The 14,833-nt window shown below is 30.2% G+C and carries 15 protein-coding genes; 4 read left to right on the plus strand and 11 right to left on the minus strand.

Annotated features, from left to right (window positions below; translation table 11 throughout):
- Positions 1-32 precede the first annotated feature (32 nt).
- Genes CR532_RS04800 through CR532_RS04810 form a run of 3 tightly spaced genes read right to left on the minus strand, consistent with a single transcriptional unit; the run spans position 33 to position 1,808 of the window.
- Complete coding sequence (locus tag CR532_RS04800) at positions 33-617, minus strand: DUF735 family protein (RefSeq protein ID WP_108729712.1); 585 nt, start codon at positions 615-617, stop codon at positions 33-35.
- Position 618: 1 nt separating this feature from the next.
- Positions 619-1,482: a DUF276 domain-containing protein gene (locus CR532_RS04805; RefSeq protein ID WP_108729713.1), complete on the minus strand. Its 864-nt coding sequence runs from the start codon at positions 1,480-1,482 to the stop codon at positions 619-621.
- Positions 1,479-1,808 (minus strand): contractile injection system sheath initiator, encoded by a 330-nt coding sequence (locus CR532_RS04810; protein ID WP_108729714.1) that lies wholly within the window; start codon positions 1,806-1,808, stop codon positions 1,479-1,481. Before CR532_RS04810 ends, CR532_RS04805 begins: the two co-directional genes overlap by 4 nt.
- A gap of 325 nt (positions 1,809-2,133) precedes the next feature.
- Between CR532_RS04810 and CR532_RS04815 the strand changes: the two genes are divergently transcribed.
- From CR532_RS04815 to CR532_RS04820, 3 genes are all read left to right on the plus strand, one after another.
- Positions 2,134-2,703 (plus strand): hypothetical protein, encoded by a 570-nt coding sequence (locus CR532_RS04815; protein ID WP_108729715.1) that lies wholly within the window; start codon positions 2,134-2,136, stop codon positions 2,701-2,703.
- A 234-nt stretch (positions 2,704-2,937) separates the two neighbouring features.
- On the plus strand, positions 2,938-3,069 hold the full coding sequence (locus tag CR532_RS05460; RefSeq protein ID WP_259772301.1) for a hypothetical protein: 132 nt from the start codon (positions 2,938-2,940) through the stop codon (positions 3,067-3,069).
- A complete protein-coding gene (locus CR532_RS04820) occupies positions 3,059-3,613 on the plus strand; it encodes a hypothetical protein (protein WP_108729716.1) in 555 nt (184 codons plus the stop codon). The genes CR532_RS05460 and CR532_RS04820 overlap by 11 nt, the downstream gene beginning before the upstream one ends.
- Before the next feature lie 442 nt (positions 3,614-4,055).
- On the opposite strand, the gene CR532_RS04825 is transcribed toward CR532_RS04820, so the two are convergent.
- The 6 genes from CR532_RS04825 to CR532_RS04850 form a co-directional block, all read right to left on the minus strand.
- A complete protein-coding gene (locus tag CR532_RS04825) occupies positions 4,056-5,024 on the minus strand; it encodes a hypothetical protein (RefSeq protein WP_108729717.1) in 969 nt (322 codons plus the stop codon).
- 138 nt (positions 5,025-5,162) lie between these two features.
- The gene (locus CR532_RS04830) at positions 5,163-5,375 is read right to left on the minus strand and encodes a hypothetical protein (protein ID WP_108729718.1); all 213 of its coding nucleotides are present in this window, start codon (positions 5,373-5,375) and stop codon (positions 5,163-5,165) included.
- A gap of 187 nt (positions 5,376-5,562) precedes the next feature.
- Positions 5,563-6,594 carry a hypothetical protein gene (locus CR532_RS04835; protein WP_108729719.1) on the minus strand — a complete coding sequence of 344 codons (1,032 nt, stop codon included), beginning with the start codon at positions 6,592-6,594 and terminating at the stop codon, positions 5,563-5,565.
- 596 nt (positions 6,595-7,190) lie between these two features.
- The gene (locus CR532_RS04840; RefSeq protein ID WP_108729720.1) at positions 7,191-8,171 is read right to left on the minus strand and encodes a hypothetical protein; all 981 of its coding nucleotides are present in this window, start codon (positions 8,169-8,171) and stop codon (positions 7,191-7,193) included.
- Positions 8,172-8,512: 341 nt separating this feature from the next.
- Positions 8,513-9,397: a hypothetical protein gene (locus CR532_RS04845; RefSeq protein ID WP_108729721.1), complete on the minus strand. Its 885-nt coding sequence runs from the start codon at positions 9,395-9,397 to the stop codon at positions 8,513-8,515.
- A 707-nt stretch (positions 9,398-10,104) separates the two neighbouring features.
- The gene (locus CR532_RS04850) at positions 10,105-10,908 is read right to left on the minus strand and encodes a hypothetical protein (RefSeq protein ID WP_234416444.1); all 804 of its coding nucleotides are present in this window, start codon (positions 10,906-10,908) and stop codon (positions 10,105-10,107) included.
- Positions 10,909-11,526: 618 nt separating this feature from the next.
- Here CR532_RS04850 and CR532_RS04855 point away from each other — a divergent pair.
- Positions 11,527-11,769 (plus strand): hypothetical protein, encoded by a 243-nt coding sequence (locus CR532_RS04855; RefSeq protein WP_108729722.1) that lies wholly within the window; start codon positions 11,527-11,529, stop codon positions 11,767-11,769.
- Positions 11,770-12,415: 646 nt separating this feature from the next.
- Here CR532_RS04855 and CR532_RS04860 read toward each other — a convergent pair.
- Complete coding sequence (locus CR532_RS04860; protein ID WP_108729723.1) at positions 12,416-13,435, minus strand: hypothetical protein; 1,020 nt, start codon at positions 13,433-13,435, stop codon at positions 12,416-12,418.
- Between the two features lie 125 nt (positions 13,436-13,560).
- Complete coding sequence (locus CR532_RS04865; protein ID WP_159076639.1) at positions 13,561-14,184, minus strand: hypothetical protein; 624 nt, start codon at positions 14,182-14,184, stop codon at positions 13,561-13,563.
- Between the last annotated feature and the right edge of the window lie 649 nt (positions 14,185-14,833).

The following is a 14,833-nucleotide window of genomic DNA, read 5'->3' on the forward strand; positions in this document are numbered from 1 at the left end:
CTTATTTGTGTTTTATTTAAAGATAAGATAAATTATGATTTTACTTCCTTGTTATAGGTGTCAAAAATTTTAATAGTTCTTCCAACCGGAATTAGACTTTTAATGAATCCATAAACGGAATCTTTGAAGTCTTTTGGAATATAGTTAGATTCAAGTTCTCTGTATAGACCTTTGTGTTTAACACTAATTTTTGTAGTTACTCCCTTAATTTTGCCAGCTATTTTAAATCTAATTGGTGATCTGATGTTGTCAAGTAATTTAATGTTAATCTCTCCAGGCGTTGCAGAATTAACACTAACTTCAACTCTTGCGTGCAAGAAGGCCTTAAAGAGTACGTGGAAACTCTCATCTGTTCCTATTGATTTTAATGCAAAAATTAATGCCTTAAGAGATTGGATTAAATCTTTGTTAATGCCCGCCTTTAAGTGGAACGCTTTAAATATAGATAGCATCATCAGTGAGATATATCTTGATTTGATACTCTCTTCTACATTAATTGTTCTAAAATTTTCTAATAATTTGCGAAGTTCCCTCAAGATTTGTTTTTTAAAATTAAGCTCACTTTGCATAATTTTTTCAATCTGGGTATTTTGTAAAAATTGTGGGATCTCTGTCATTTTATTCTCTATCAATTAGTAGACGTAAGTTTGGATCAAAAGATAATAGTTCACTCTCTTTAATCTTAAAATCTTTGTCAAATGTAAAGTTGTTCTCGTCGATCTCTGTGATTTTAGTGTCTAGGCTTTCTTTTATGCAAATACCAATTCGTATGCTTCCAATTCCCCGAATTAGACCAACTGGGCTTAAGAAATCTTGGTACCGAAATGAAATGCCCATGTCTTTATACTTTTCTGTAATTATATTTTTATAAATTTCTCTTATTTGTTCAGCTATTGATTTATAAGTTGCTTCTTGGGTTTCAGTTTTGTATAACGCTTTTAAATATGCATATTTAACCTTACCTAAGCTGAATTTATATGATTTTTTTTGTCCATCTTTATTTAAAAATGTAACCTCATTTTGTCCTTTAAATACCGTGCCACTTGGAGAAGTGTAGTATATTGCTTTCCAAATATTCATCTGTGTTTCCGTGTCAATTAAGGGATTTTTGCTCCAATGGGGATTAAAGATTATGTGAATTTCAATTGTTCCTGCAGTACTTATGATGTTTGCATGCGTCACGCCTTCAATCATTAAAAGAGCATGTTTTATTGCTTCATAAGTTGAACTTTTTGGTATGCTTAGGGATTCTTGTAAACTTTTAAAGTAAGTTCCTCCTTCTTTAAGTGTCAAAAATAATTCATTTAATACTTTAATTATTTCCATGTCGATTGCAGAATTTGGATAATTTATTATGTCAAATAGTGAATTATCTTTTATTGAAATATTATGTTCTCTTTTTAAAATATCTTTTTTTGCTGCTTGAATCTCATCTATTGTTTTTGCAAGAATTCCAAGCTCAGTGTCAAATATTATGCTCATAAGCTATATTCCATGCTTAGAGTATCGCCTGCTAGGAAAAATTTTAATATTATTTTTTTGTTATCTTGTTTTGCTCTGACATTTAATATATTGATCTCTAACTCTCTTAAAGTATTTGCAAAAAAAGTCTTAATTTCTTCCATCTTTTGTGCTTTTAAAAGTTTTAGAAAAAAGCTATAATTAAATCCATAGCTTTTATTATAAGTGCTACCCACAGGTGTCTTTAAATATAAAAATAATCGTTGCTTGTGCTCTTCCTGCCCATCTACTATTTTTAAATCGTCACCAAAAATTATATTAAATTCATTATCTATTTTAATGTCCATTTTTAACTACCTTGATGTAATTATAGCATATTTAGCAGAAACTTATTGGATTTATCAAAAATTTGAAGTAAGATCATTTTGGGATTTTTATAGTCTACTTCTTTAAAAAATTTTGTCAAAATATTTAAAGTTTATGGGTAGATATCAAGATATAAATCTGTCAAAAAATTGAATTGAGGAACTGTCATGTTAGCGAATAAACAAGAGCAGCATTAAAAGTGATATATAATTGACTAATATGTTAAGAATATTTTCTGCGTGAAGATTAATTTTGCGTGAAGAGTATTTTTTGAAGAATTACTTTTATTAAGAAAGAGGTTAAGCCATGAAAGTTCAGAGCGAAGAAGCATTAAATGCAACTATGCATGATAGTTTAGATAAACTTGGAAAGGTTAATAAGGATTACCACAGTGTGCCAATCGGTGATCAAATTGCTAATTATTATGTATTACAAGAGAGAGTTAATTCTATTCAAGATAGGATGTTAGATGGATTTAAGCATTTAGATGAGAAGAGTAATAACATTACAAATGATTTGAATGCAAAGATAGAAGATATTAAGAATCATTTGAATACTAAAATATCTAGGGTTGAGACTAGCCTTAATACAAAGATGGATGGCGTTGAGGTTAGGTTTAATGATAAGATGGACGGCGTTGAGATTAGGATTAATGATAAGATAGATGGTGTTGAAATTAGAATTAATGGGAAAATAGATGGCGTTAATGGTGAGATGGTTCGGTTCGGTTCCGTAATATCTTCTATTGATTATAAATTAGGATTTAAGGGGCAATTGGTTGCATCTTTAACTGTTATGGGAGCAATTGGTGCTGTTTATTTTGTCAGTCAAGGACTTGTTGTTGTAGTTAGACAGTTGGTTGGGCAAGTGGGGTAATGCTCTCATGGAAAGTTAAGTTATTATAGCAAAATATAGACTTATAATCTTCCTTAGAATTTTGCTGATGTAAGAAAAAAGATATCTTCTTACATCAGGTAGATGGCATGAGAATAAAATCCACAGTAGCAAAAAAGTGATATATAATTAGTAGATCTTAAAAGAATAAGTGGAGCAATTGTTCGGCTATCACTATAATTTTTAAGTTAAAAAGTTTATATACAAGGAGATAACATGAATGTGAACAAATTATTTAAAAGGAGCAGTAGATATGAACAAATCAAAAACGGATATAAGGAAAAAGATGAACAAATCAAGAACGGGTATAATGAGAACTTATATCCGAGGAGAGAGCATGAATATTGAAATGGAGAACCAAGCAGTTGATGAGAAAATTGATAATAGTGCAAATAACCTTGAGGATATTAGACGGGATTATAGCATTAAGTCGGTTAATGACCAGATTATTGAACACTATAGATTAGAGGAAAAGTTTAATTCTCTTAATAATAGGATGCTAGATCGTACTGATCGCCTAGATGAAAAAAGTAATAACATTAGGACAGAAATAAATAACTTTAATACGGATGTAAGTAACATTAAGGTAGATTTAAACAACATTAGAGATGATTTAAGTGATGATATAAATGGTGTTGAAATTAAGTTTAATGAAAAGATAGATAAGGTGGGTAAGCGAATAGATAGGTTTGAGACTAGATTTAATGCAGAGGTAGGCAGGATTGATAAGGACATGGGCAGACTTAGTTCGGAAATGTCTTTAATTGAGTATAAGACAAGAATCACGGTACAGTTTTTTAGATCTTTAAATGTTATTATGGCACTTACTACTATGTATTTAGTTGGTAGGGGATTTGATGTTTTTGTAAAACAATTGGGAATTGGAGGTTAAGCAGAGTAATGTTCATAATAAATTTAAGGATTTAAGTGGTTGTTTGAAATATAAGCTTTCTTAAATCTTGCTGATGAGAATAAAGTGAACGATTTTGTGTAGCAATCAGAAGGCTTGAATGATCCATAAGTTCATTCGCTTTTGGGAGTAGCAATAGGTTTCTAAAAGATTTTCATTGCGTATTGAGCTTAGGGCACAAACAATAAAAGTTTTAATAAAAACATGTCCTTAAGGTAGCTAACAAAGCTTTTAAGGGCATGCTATATTTTGCACTTCTAGAAAGGCATTTATTTAAAAATTGGGGTTCGAATCTAAATTCGAACCCCAAAAAACAGAAGAAGCGTGAACTTCTATATTAAATTTGCTTTATACTAAATTGATTTAGAAATAAACTTTTTCTAAATTTTGAGTTGGATTTATCTTATATCTTAAAAATACAAGCTTAATGACCAATAAATTTTTTTAATACTTGAAAATTAAATAATTTTTCAAGTAGTGCAATAATATCATAGCTTATTGAAAAATAATAGTCTCTGTTGTCGAAGTTCGTATTGCTAAGTTCTATGTTGCTTCCCTTTACTTCAAATCTATTAAAGTTGAGTAGATCTTCCTGATGGTATACCTCATCAAGGTCTATTGCAAGATCATCTGTTTTAGGTATTACTCTGAAAGCGTAGTAGTTTTTGTCTGATATTACGGTTAGTCTTTTATCGCCGCTCTTTATGGATGAGTAAAGCATTTGAAATCCTTGTGCTTGAGGGTTAGCTGTTAACATAAATGTATTATTGTATCTGTCTGTGAAATTTAGAGTATAGGTAATTCCCCCTAAATTAAATAATTCTTCAAATGCATTGCTTTTTATAAGGTAGTCTATATGTCCTATGCCCCTCTTTCTCATTTCGTGCCTGTTTGCAAATATGGTTATTGAGTTCAGTTTTCCAGCTACGATTTTGATTTTCTTTTGAGTATCTTTTAGTAAGTTTCCCATAAAAATTGTTATGTTTGAGTATAAAGGATATGTTTTATGGTTTTTGAGCTTGCTATCAAGAATTTCTTTTTCTCTCTGTTGAATTTTTTCTCTTTTCTCCTGTTCTTCTTGTTGCTCCCTATGTCTTCGTGCCAGTTCTTCTCGTAGTTCCTTGTCTCGCATTTCCTGTTTTTCTTTTTGTTCTTTAGATTTTTGTGCCTGTTCCTCTATTTGTTTATTCTCTTTGCTTGCTAGCTCTTCTTGTTGCTCCTTCTGTTTTTGTGCCTGCTCTTCTCTTTGTTTATTCTCTTTGCTTGCAAGCTCTCTTTGTCGCGCTAGATCATCAAGCTCATAGTCTAATTCGTTGGTTATTGTAGTTGGTTTACAAGCTACTATTAGAATTATTAAAAGAGATATTAAGATTTTTGTTAAATTTATATGCATTAAGAGTACTCCTTGGAATTTAAGATTTTTGTACTTAAATGTTTTTTTGAAATAAACTTAATTTTACTTTTAAAAATAATATATTAATTTTTGTGTAAATTTGTACTCTACTTTAAGTGATTATAAAAGATGTTATATTTAAAAATAATTGCCATTCCCAGCCCCTAGCTCATCAAAGATCTCTTCCACATCATCATAAATTTCCTCCTCGTGGTCTTGCTTAATAACTTTTTCGTATTTGTGATGATACTTATCCAATATGTCTAAGGTGTGGCGTAATACACTAAGTGGGCCTAAATTACAAGAGAACATTAACATACAAATAAAAATGAAAAAGGTTCTTTGAAACATTTTGAACTCCTTAACCTTTATATTTACTTGTATTTTGTTGATGCTTGTAGATATTATACCAGTTGTATTATTTTTAATCAATTATTATGTTATTATGTTATGATAATATAATAATTTTATTTGAATTGTGTTTAGTTAGCAATAGGAGCCTCATTGTTACAATAAGGCTCCTATTGTCAAGCAGGGCTTATTTTACTGGGTATTCGATTTGTACATAATCTTTTAGATACGGAATATGGCACATTAATTTTAATAGACCGGCAATATCAACGCCGAGTGTAATCTTGTGTGAGGGTGAGTGTGGTAATTCTTTTGTTTCCATTGATATCAATTGTTCATTGTCTATTAGACTAAATCTTGTAAAGGGGCGGAATGTGTAGATATCGTCATTTCCAAGTTTCATACCAATCATATGTTCTGGGATTGTCATAACTATATCTTTAGAGTTTCTGCAGGTGTTTATAATATCTTCTGCAAATATTACATTGAAAGGTACTATTATGTAATCTTGGTCTTCAGATAATAACATAAGCTTTAAAGCGTGGATATGTGGTCTATTAGGATCCATTAGGATCTCAAGGAAGTCTTTTTTTGCTAGATCGCTTATATGTCTAATACCTGCACGCTGTACTATATTTTTTTGAGCAAGTAGTCTTACATGTGTGACCCTTTTATTGTTAATAATAGGATAATCTCTGTTATTGGTCACCATGAAGAGATTCATATTAATCTTGCATGCTGGGCTTATAAGGTCTGGTTCGTAATCTTTATAATAGTATTCGGTTGTTCGATGAGATTCTTTTATTGTAATTGTAGGACTTTCTTTTATTGGCGGTTCTGGTTTCTTAGGTTTTGGATTAATGTCTGGTCTTTGGGGTTCTGGATTAATGTCTGGTCTTTGGGGTTCTGGATTAATGTCTGGTCTTTGGGGTGCAGGAACGCTGTCTTTTTTATCTTGATCTTGTGTGCTATCTTGATTATCGCTTGTATTGCCTTGTTGCGCTTGTGTGCTCGAGGTAGCGTCTGGTATTGTTGGGTTAGAGATATCGTCTGATATATTGCTTGCACTGCCATCTGGCTTGAATGGGTTTTGCGTATCTTGGTTTTCTATTTTGGTTGAGGGTTTTTTGGATCCTTTTTGTTTTGATGATTTGTTGATCATAAGGTCGCAAGATAGCATACTTATACAAATTAAAATGAATATTAACCTTTTCCCCATTTATATGTTCTCCTTTTATATTGATAGCCTTTTTATTTTAATTGGATGTCTGTATTAAGATCTTTAGATATGTCTACATTATTATACTGCTTTAAGCAGATTTTATCAATGAGAAACACACTTTTTAGATCTCAAGATTGTCTTGAAGGTTTTATTAATTTTGAGTACATGTTCTTCTGTTTTTAAGCAATAAGGAATTAATGTTTAAATCTAATGTGCATGTAAAGTCTGTTGTGTTATAAAAAAGAGTTCCATTTAGAATGTAGCTCTTATGAATAATTTTCATAAGTTTTAGTATCATACCGGAGTCTTTCATTAGGTCTTTAACTACTAGCGGTTCTGGGTTTGTAATTTTTTTGCTTTGTATTGTAGCATACTTATACAAATTAAAATGAATATTAACTTTTCCATTTTTATCTAGTTTACCATTAAACTAGGGTAATATATTGCATCATCATCTTAGTATTTTAAGTGAGTTTTATTAATAAGATTACAATTTTAAATCTTGATAATGCCTTTAAGACTAGTATTTAATGCAACAGTAAGTAACAAGAATAGCTTCATTATAACAATGAAGCTATTATGATTATTTTATTTTAATATCCTACAAAAGGTGTTTTCATTAAATTTTTTATTGCATACACATTGTCTACTAGTTCCTCTAATAGGTATTCAAACTTCTTGCTAAGTATAAGTTTATATTTTGTTAGTTGTTGGGATATAAAATATTGATTAGTTTCTATTGATATTGAAACAGCGCTATTTGGATTAATTGTTGCGAATTTAATTACTGAGTAATTATCTGAATCCTTGTTAATTTTTAGTTTGATATTGTGAGATATATTCACTGAAGCTTTATTGAATGCTTTGTTAATATCCTGCTGGAAAGCTTTACTGAGAGGTAAAATTATGTATTCCTGATTATTCACTTTAGAGTATAACATTAAAAGTAAAGAATTCTCATTATTTGATCTGAGAGTTTCAATGAGATGGTCCTCGCTTATTAGTGCATCTAGGTTGTGAATTCCCATGCTGTTTAGTTCGAGTTTGTCTACAAGGATTTTGAAATGCGTTAAATTTGCTCTCTGGATAATAGGGTAATTTGCATTTAGTTGTACGGGTTTGGTCTGCCCAGCTTGATTTGTAATATACCTTTCAGATATGCGTAATCTTCCAAAATCCATGCTTATGTTATCTGCTAATGGGTTTATATCTTTGATGGCATGTTCTTCGGTAGCGTAGTAATCCACTGGAAGGTTATCCTCTAGTATTTGAATTCTATGACCTTCTCTCATTTTTTCTTCTCGTATTCGTCTTTCTTCAGCGATCTTATCATCCGTAGTTGTAGTCTGAGCAGGAGTCAACGTGTCAGCAGCCGTAGTTGTAGTCTGAGCAGGAGTCAACGTGTCAGCAGCCGTAGTTGTGGTCTGAGCAGGAGTCAACGTGTCAGCAGCCGTAGTTGTAGTTTGATCAGGAGTTAACGTATCAGCCATGGAGGGTGGGAGTGTTTTTTTGATATCTTGAGCACAAGCTAGCATAATTATGCAAATTAAAATAAATATTAATCTTTTCCCCATTTATTTGGTCTCCTTTTATATTGGGTATTTATATTATTTATTTAAATTAGATATATCTGTGCTGAGGTTTTGAATTAACAATTATATGTTGTGATTTTGATTATATTTTACTTAGATAATTATATTATACTGTTTTAAGTGAATTTTATCAAGTAAAGTTACGTTTTTATAGGACTCTGGATTGCCTTTAAGGTTTTATCAATTTTGATGTGTAATGTTGACTTACCCTGAGCAGTAAAAATTTATATGTGATATTTATTCGTAACAGTCAATAACGATAAGAGCCTCATTGTAACAATGAAGCTCTTATGAGAAAATTTGATTTTTAATCTTCTAAAAGGCTAGTCTCGCAATAATTCTTTTATTTTGTAGAGAGTATTTATTGACTCTAATAGATTTACGATATCATCACCTTTAAATAGAAGCTTGTAGTATGGCTCGTGATAATTTGCTGGAGAGAGTGAAATGTCTTTTCCATTTATTAGTTGAAAAAATGTTGCAGTGCTTATTGTTTTGTAAGGTTCGTCATACTTAATTCTAAGTTGTAATGAACCATTGTAAATTAGATTACTAAGTGAATGATTTGTATATATTTCACGCAGATCATCTGAGAACCTTTTGGATAAAGGCATGATTATGCTTGTATTGTTATTCTTTTTGGAGTATAACATTATTTCTATAGAAGAAGGGCTCAACCTTAAGAGCTCTTCCAAGTTGTTACTCTTTGACAAGTCGTTTGTGTCTTTTATGTTGAAGATGCCTAGCACTGGAGAGATATGTACAATTAATCTCATGTGTGTAAGATTTACATCTGTAAAAAGAGGATAATCAGTGCGATTGTTTCTCATGCTAATGTCTATATTTATATTTGATTTTGGGTTTATATCTTTGATAGCATATTCTTTGGTAGCAAAATAGTTCTTGTAATATTCATCTTCTGTTAAGATTGAAAGTGTGCCACTGTCCTGATTCTTGGTTTCTGGAGTGTAATTTTGTTCCTCGCTGGTGCTTTCTGTTGGGGCTATAGCGGGAGTTTGATCTGGTGTTGTTGGTTTGCTGCCTGGGCTCTTGGTGGAGGCATCATCTTGTTGGTGCACTTGCGTATTTTCTGGTTTTGTGATTGTGTGCTTAGGCGTTCTACTAATTGTTGATTTTTTGTCTTTAGGCTCTTGAGCACAGGCTAGCATAATTATGCAAATTAAAATAAATATTAACCTTTTCCTCATTTATTTGGTCTCCTTTTATATTGGGTATTTATATTATTTATTTAAATTAGATATATCTGTGTTGTGATTTTGAATTAACAATTATATGTTGTGATTTTAATTAGATGAATATAGTATACTGTTTTAAGTGAATTTTATCAAGTAAAGTTACGTTTTTTAGGAATCTGGATTGTCTTTAGGGCCTTGATGTATGTTGCTTTATGATTGTCTTTAGGATAGATTATTATGCGATTAAGTTATCCTGTTAAATCAAGGTGATCATCCAGTAGCAATTAATTAAAGTAGTTGCTACTAAGAAGAAAGGGGTTCTTTAAAGTTAAAGAACCCCTAAGGTGAGAAGAAGATAAAAATGAGAATTACTAGTTATCTTTTGTATTAAATGTATTAATAAGAGGTTAGATTTTGATTAAATGTGTTTTTGCTCCATTGTAAAAAGGAAATAAAGAATATGACCAACTGTATAACAAGTTGATTTAGAACCAAGTGTACAGCAAAAGCCGTACTCCCAAGCCATATAAAGAGTGTCTTGGAAATAAGATGCAATATTAAAAGTTTTAATATTGTTGAAATGATAAATAAATATTTTTTTATACACTTTATAATTCTTTAACCTTTAAAATTTATATTTAGTATATTTTTATATTATATATACCTGATTATATTTAATCAATATTATGTGAAAAGAATTTAACTTTTTAATTAAATTATTATCTAATAAATTCTTTAAGTTGTTTACTATCAATCAGTATTTCCAGTAGCTGTGAGATGTTTTTACTTATTGATAAATAATAAGAGTATTGAAGCTGGCGTGAGTGGATAAGTTTGATTTTAGTTATCTGTTTCTGGAATTCAAGAAAATTAAGATATGTCCATTTAAAATCAATTGCTACATAAAATGAACTTGCAAATAATAGAGTTCCTGATGTGGGAGTCTCTTTTATTGCACTATGTAGGCTAAATAAACCGTGGTAATTAAGATATGGTATTAAGTTTATTGTTTTCTTGTGGTTATCTTCAAAATTTAAGCTGTATTTTATATTATTGTTGTCATAAAAGAGTTTAAAGTCTGCATGATTTTTAAGTTTAATTAAGTTTTGTATTCCCTTGCGGTTCATGCTTCTTTTATGAGCAAGAATACTTAGGGATTTTAGTTTTGCTTTAGTAAGCATGATTATGTTTTGATTATCTAAGGAGGTGGTTTCTGCTTTAAGTTCAATGCTTGCATTTAACTGCAGAGGATATGTTCTGATGTAGTATTGTGCTTGCATGAATGGATTAAAATTATCCTTCATGGTGCTCATATCAATAAAACTCTCTTGAAGCGAATCACGATGTATGAGTCTGCCTTCATAATGTTTGTGCTTTGTAGTTGGTTGATCTTTGATTGGAGTCTTGGCTACGTTTCTAACCTTTTCAAGATTACTTTGAGTGCTGCTACTATTTGTGTTTATTTTGACTTTTTGTTCAAGTAAATCTGGTGCCCTGTCTTTCTTAGTAGATTTTTCTTTCATAAAGATTGTCCTTAAAATATTTTTTACGTATCACAAATGGGTTTTTTACTTAAAGATTTTAAACGCTTATGATTTTAAATATTTGTTTGAGAACGGCAATGGTTGTTTTACTTGCATGTTTTGGTTTGCTAGCATGCAAAGAAGTATTTTTATATATTATAATTTATATTTGACGATTTTAGTGTGATATCATTATATATTCTTTAGTTATTTTTGATCAATAAGAATGAGATTTAATTAATACTATTTTGGAAAAGAGATGCATGGTTAATTTCAACTCTCTTAAGGGAATATTGGTTTTGTACTCAAGATTTTGTATCATCAGGCAATTTTAATACACTTCCTTAAAATAGTGTAATGTATTATTTGTGAACTATAATTGGTTATAATATACTCCCTAAGTGTTTTGAAAGTAAATGGCAGACTTAGTTTTTAAGCTTGCCAAGTTTAAGAAACCTCCATAAATCAAATAAGTTAGATTGTTTTCAATTGAAGATGATCTAATTTATTGATGTATACTTAATAAAATCAATTTTAAGTTTTTTGGAAAGTTTTATTTTTTTATAAATTGCATTATGCTTAAGACATTTAATAACATACTTATTAGAGAGGTATAGTATGGAAAATAATCAATTTGACAATTTTGATGATGTTAAAATAAAAGATATCAAAACAGGCAAAGTAAGGAATATATTAATCATGGGGCAAGGAGCTGTGTATGTGTTGGTATATATTGTTATTTGGTCATCTATATGTGCTGTGTTTTATTTCTGGGAGATGAGTGGACATAAGCGTCAAGAAGTTCAAGTATGGCATGAAACTAAATTGCATGTGCCAAAGAATCAAAATAAGAGCAAATAGGTTTTATGGTTTAATCATGCCTTTGTAAAAGAATTCAATTATTACACTTTCGGTTTGTAAGGGAAGTTATGTTTTCTCTAAGCGAATTTTTAATATTTTTAGCAAATCATCGGAATTTACTAAAAATTGTATTACAATGAAGATGTTTACTTATGCCACCAATATTGTACTATCATTGGAGGTTTAGATAAAAGATGGGATAATAAGGTGGTTTAAGCACTTCGGTGGTTCAATAGTTATTACTCAGGTAGGTTTGTAATTTTTGTTTGGCCAATTATATGTGCTGTGCTTTATTATTTCTTTAAGATTGATAAAGATAAGCATACAAAAATTGTAACATGGAATGAAACTGAGGTGAATAAACTTAATAATATAGAGAGAGTACAATAATGAACGTGGATGAGATTATGTCTAATAGACTTATTTCTTTTTGTTAACTTATATACCTATTTTATAGTATCTTATTATTTGTTTTATCATACATGGATTGTAATAATAAAGCTTGAACTAACTCTTGAATACTGGAAAACAATTGTTATATTTTAGTATTCAAAAGTTGTTTTTTGTTGATTTTAAAAGTTAGTATAAAATCTGTTAATTTTATTTTTAGCGTGTTTATAAAAGTAAAGATAAGTATTTTTATGCATTAGTTGCTAAAGGTTATTGGACTTGAGAAAAATCCAATGAGTAGTTGCATATTTTGATTAAAACCAATCCTTAATGTGAAAGGAATTTCTCTGTTAAATTTGTATCCGATTCCAAAATTTATAATGTATAATAATTGGGATTTGCTAAGGGGCACTTCCATTATGCCGTGCCCAATATTGGATGAGGCGCTTAAAAATAAATCAGATGCAATATTTTCTAAATGTTGCAGAAAAAAGAGTCTGTATTCAACTTCAAGATTTAAGATAGTATTAAAGCGAGTACTTATGTTTTTAGGAAAAAATGCTAGCGAGTATAAGTTTATTGCGTTATAATCATTACCTATTTTGAAGTTTGTATTGCCTCCTAAATAGCCTGAGTGAATAATGTCAGATTTGAGACCTATTTCACTGTAAGGTATAGAGACTAAATACTTTGCAGTCCAGTGTATCTTGTAAATATTATCTTGGTATTCTGGTATATATTTGTATGAAAACGAGATGTTAGTTTCAGCCCTTTGTGTCTCAGAGTAGTAGAGAGGCAGGAGAAATAAAACAGTATTAATAAGTGTTAGGGTGTTAATAAATTTGTAAGGTTTTAGTTGAGCATCAGGTAGCTTGGGTGAATGGTTCATGAGCCCTATTTTAAAGTTGTTTTCAAGTTTAAAATAATTGAAATTATATCCAAGATTTAACGAACCTATATGTTCAATATATTGATGATTAAATGAAAATGGGATATTACTTGTATAAAATATATGTGATGAGAAGCTTCTAAACCCATAGTGGATGCCAGAGTTTAGGAATAACGTTTTACAGTAATCTGTTCCAAAACTTATTGATGATCCAAGAGTTGAATCGTTAATAAATATATAATAAAAAAGACTAATATTGTTAGGAGGTATATTAAAATAGTTAATGTTGTATCCAAAGCGGCCTTTTTTTATACTGATATCGTAGAATTCACTAGCCATTAACATTGATTTTAAGCAAATTAAAAATATAATAGCTATGTTCTTCATAATGCTTTATACTATTAAATATTACGATTCATTTCAATATTTAACATAGTAAAAATGTTATCCTGTAATATATTCGTTTTAAGTGCTACAATTTATGAGTAATGACAATTTTGTATGTAAGCTGTTTAAAAGAAAGAATTTCCTTGCTTGATGGCTTCAATTGCTTCAGGCACTAATTGGCTGTTTGGGAATATTTTAAGTGCTTCTTTTAACGCTGCTATCCCCTCCAGTCTTTTTCTAGTGCGTACTAGAAGAGAGCTCTTAGCCATTTCTTTTATGAAATTTTGTCTGCTATTTAGTGGTAGTTGATCTGCTATTTTAAGATAGTTTGTTGTAATCCTTATTTTGTTGAATGTAAGATTTGATACACCCTTAATATGAAATATTATGAAGGGAATAATTAAATTAATGTTATCTGGATGTATAGCGAGTGCTTTATCTAGATACCTCTTGCCATTTACAGTATAAAAATATGCACTTAGGGGATCATGAATTGTTAACTTTAAAGCAAGCTCACCTAATGCACGCCAGTAGTCTGGGTGTACTTCTGGGCTTGCTTGAATTTGGGTACCATGTTCATAAGTTTGGGTGACTTTTGCAATAATTAACTCGCTTTCGCTTTTGCTAGTTGATAGGTGTGCAATATCGCACATAACCAGTGCGATTAACAGTTTTAAGTATAGATATTCCACGCTGTTTTTGCTGTAGTCAAGTGAAATGTTGTTTTCTATTGTTTGTAACGCTTGCATAAATTTTTTTATTGGTTGATCTTGGGTATTATACTCAAATTCTCCGGAATAGTATCTTGTGTGCACTGCCTCTACTGCTTTTGAGTGTGTCTGCAAAGGAGGCTTTGCAAACAAATTGGTTGCAAATAATAATGTGGTTAAAATTTTAAATAAAGGCTTACCCAATACACTAAATTTAGCACGCTTTTTAAATAAACTCAGAACTATTCTGAGTTTATTGTATTAGCTTATAGCTTAGGGTGCAGAACCGCTTTATCTTCATTTGGAGTTTGTTCTAGGCTCATCATACTGCTTAGGATCTTCACCCATGTCTTGAGTATTCTTTATAGATTTGCATGATAGCATAGTAAGTAGTAATAAAAATACACATTTTTTCATCTTTTATCCTTTATAACAGAACATTATATTAATAATTTATTTTAATATTTAATATAAATTGATAATACCAAAATTAATTGTAAAAGTCTAGAGGATTTTGCAATTAATAGATTTTACTTTCAAAGTTGGCCACTTTTATAATAGAGTGATTGTTCTTTTTGATGGGTGTGGAAGATCAATTTTGTTCTACAAAGATTTTAAAAATTTAAAGTAAACCAGGTTTTATACTAATAACAATTAGATTAATCTAATTGTTATTAGTATAAAACCT

It is taken from the genome of Candidatus Borreliella tachyglossi (assembly GCF_003076595.1).
Classification (GTDB): Bacteria; Spirochaetota; Spirochaetia; order Borreliales; family Borreliaceae; genus Borrelia; species Borrelia tachyglossi.

Bases quoted from the DNA above. Each gene is read 5' to 3' on its own strand.
- CR532_RS04800 (WP_108729712.1), bottom strand. From the start codon at position 617: ATGACAGAGATCCCACAATTTTTACAAAATACCCAGATTGAAAAAATT.
- CR532_RS04805 (WP_108729713.1), bottom strand. From the start codon at position 1,482: ATGAGCATAATATTTGACACTGAGCTTGGAATTCTTGCAAAAACAATA.
- CR532_RS04810 (WP_108729714.1), bottom strand. From the start codon at position 1,808: ATGGACATTAAAATAGATAATGAATTTAATATAATTTTTGGTGACGAT.
- CR532_RS04815 (WP_108729715.1), top strand. From the start codon at position 2,134: ATGAAAGTTCAGAGCGAAGAAGCATTAAATGCAACTATGCATGATAGT.
- CR532_RS05460 (WP_259772301.1), top strand. From the start codon at position 2,938: ATGAATGTGAACAAATTATTTAAAAGGAGCAGTAGATATGAACAAATC.
- CR532_RS04820 (WP_108729716.1), top strand. From the start codon at position 3,059: ATGAATATTGAAATGGAGAACCAAGCAGTTGATGAGAAAATTGATAAT.
- CR532_RS04825 (WP_108729717.1), bottom strand. From the start codon at position 5,024: ATGCATATAAATTTAACAAAAATCTTAATATCTCTTTTAATAATTCTA.
- CR532_RS04830 (WP_108729718.1), bottom strand. From the start codon at position 5,375: ATGTTTCAAAGAACCTTTTTCATTTTTATTTGTATGTTAATGTTCTCT.
- CR532_RS04835 (WP_108729719.1), bottom strand. From the start codon at position 6,594: ATGGGGAAAAGGTTAATATTCATTTTAATTTGTATAAGTATGCTATCT.
- CR532_RS04840 (WP_108729720.1), bottom strand. From the start codon at position 8,171: ATGGGGAAAAGATTAATATTTATTTTAATTTGCATAATTATGCTAGCT.
- CR532_RS04845 (WP_108729721.1), bottom strand. From the start codon at position 9,397: ATGAGGAAAAGGTTAATATTTATTTTAATTTGCATAATTATGCTAGCC.
- CR532_RS04850 (WP_234416444.1), bottom strand. From the start codon at position 10,908: ATGAAAGAAAAATCTACTAAGAAAGACAGGGCACCAGATTTACTTGAA.
- CR532_RS04855 (WP_108729722.1), top strand. From the start codon at position 11,527: ATGGAAAATAATCAATTTGACAATTTTGATGATGTTAAAATAAAAGAT.
- CR532_RS04860 (WP_108729723.1), bottom strand. From the start codon at position 13,435: ATGAAGAACATAGCTATTATATTTTTAATTTGCTTAAAATCAATGTTA.
- CR532_RS04865 (WP_159076639.1), bottom strand. From the start codon at position 14,184: ATGCAAGCGTTACAAACAATAGAAAACAACATTTCACTTGACTACAGC.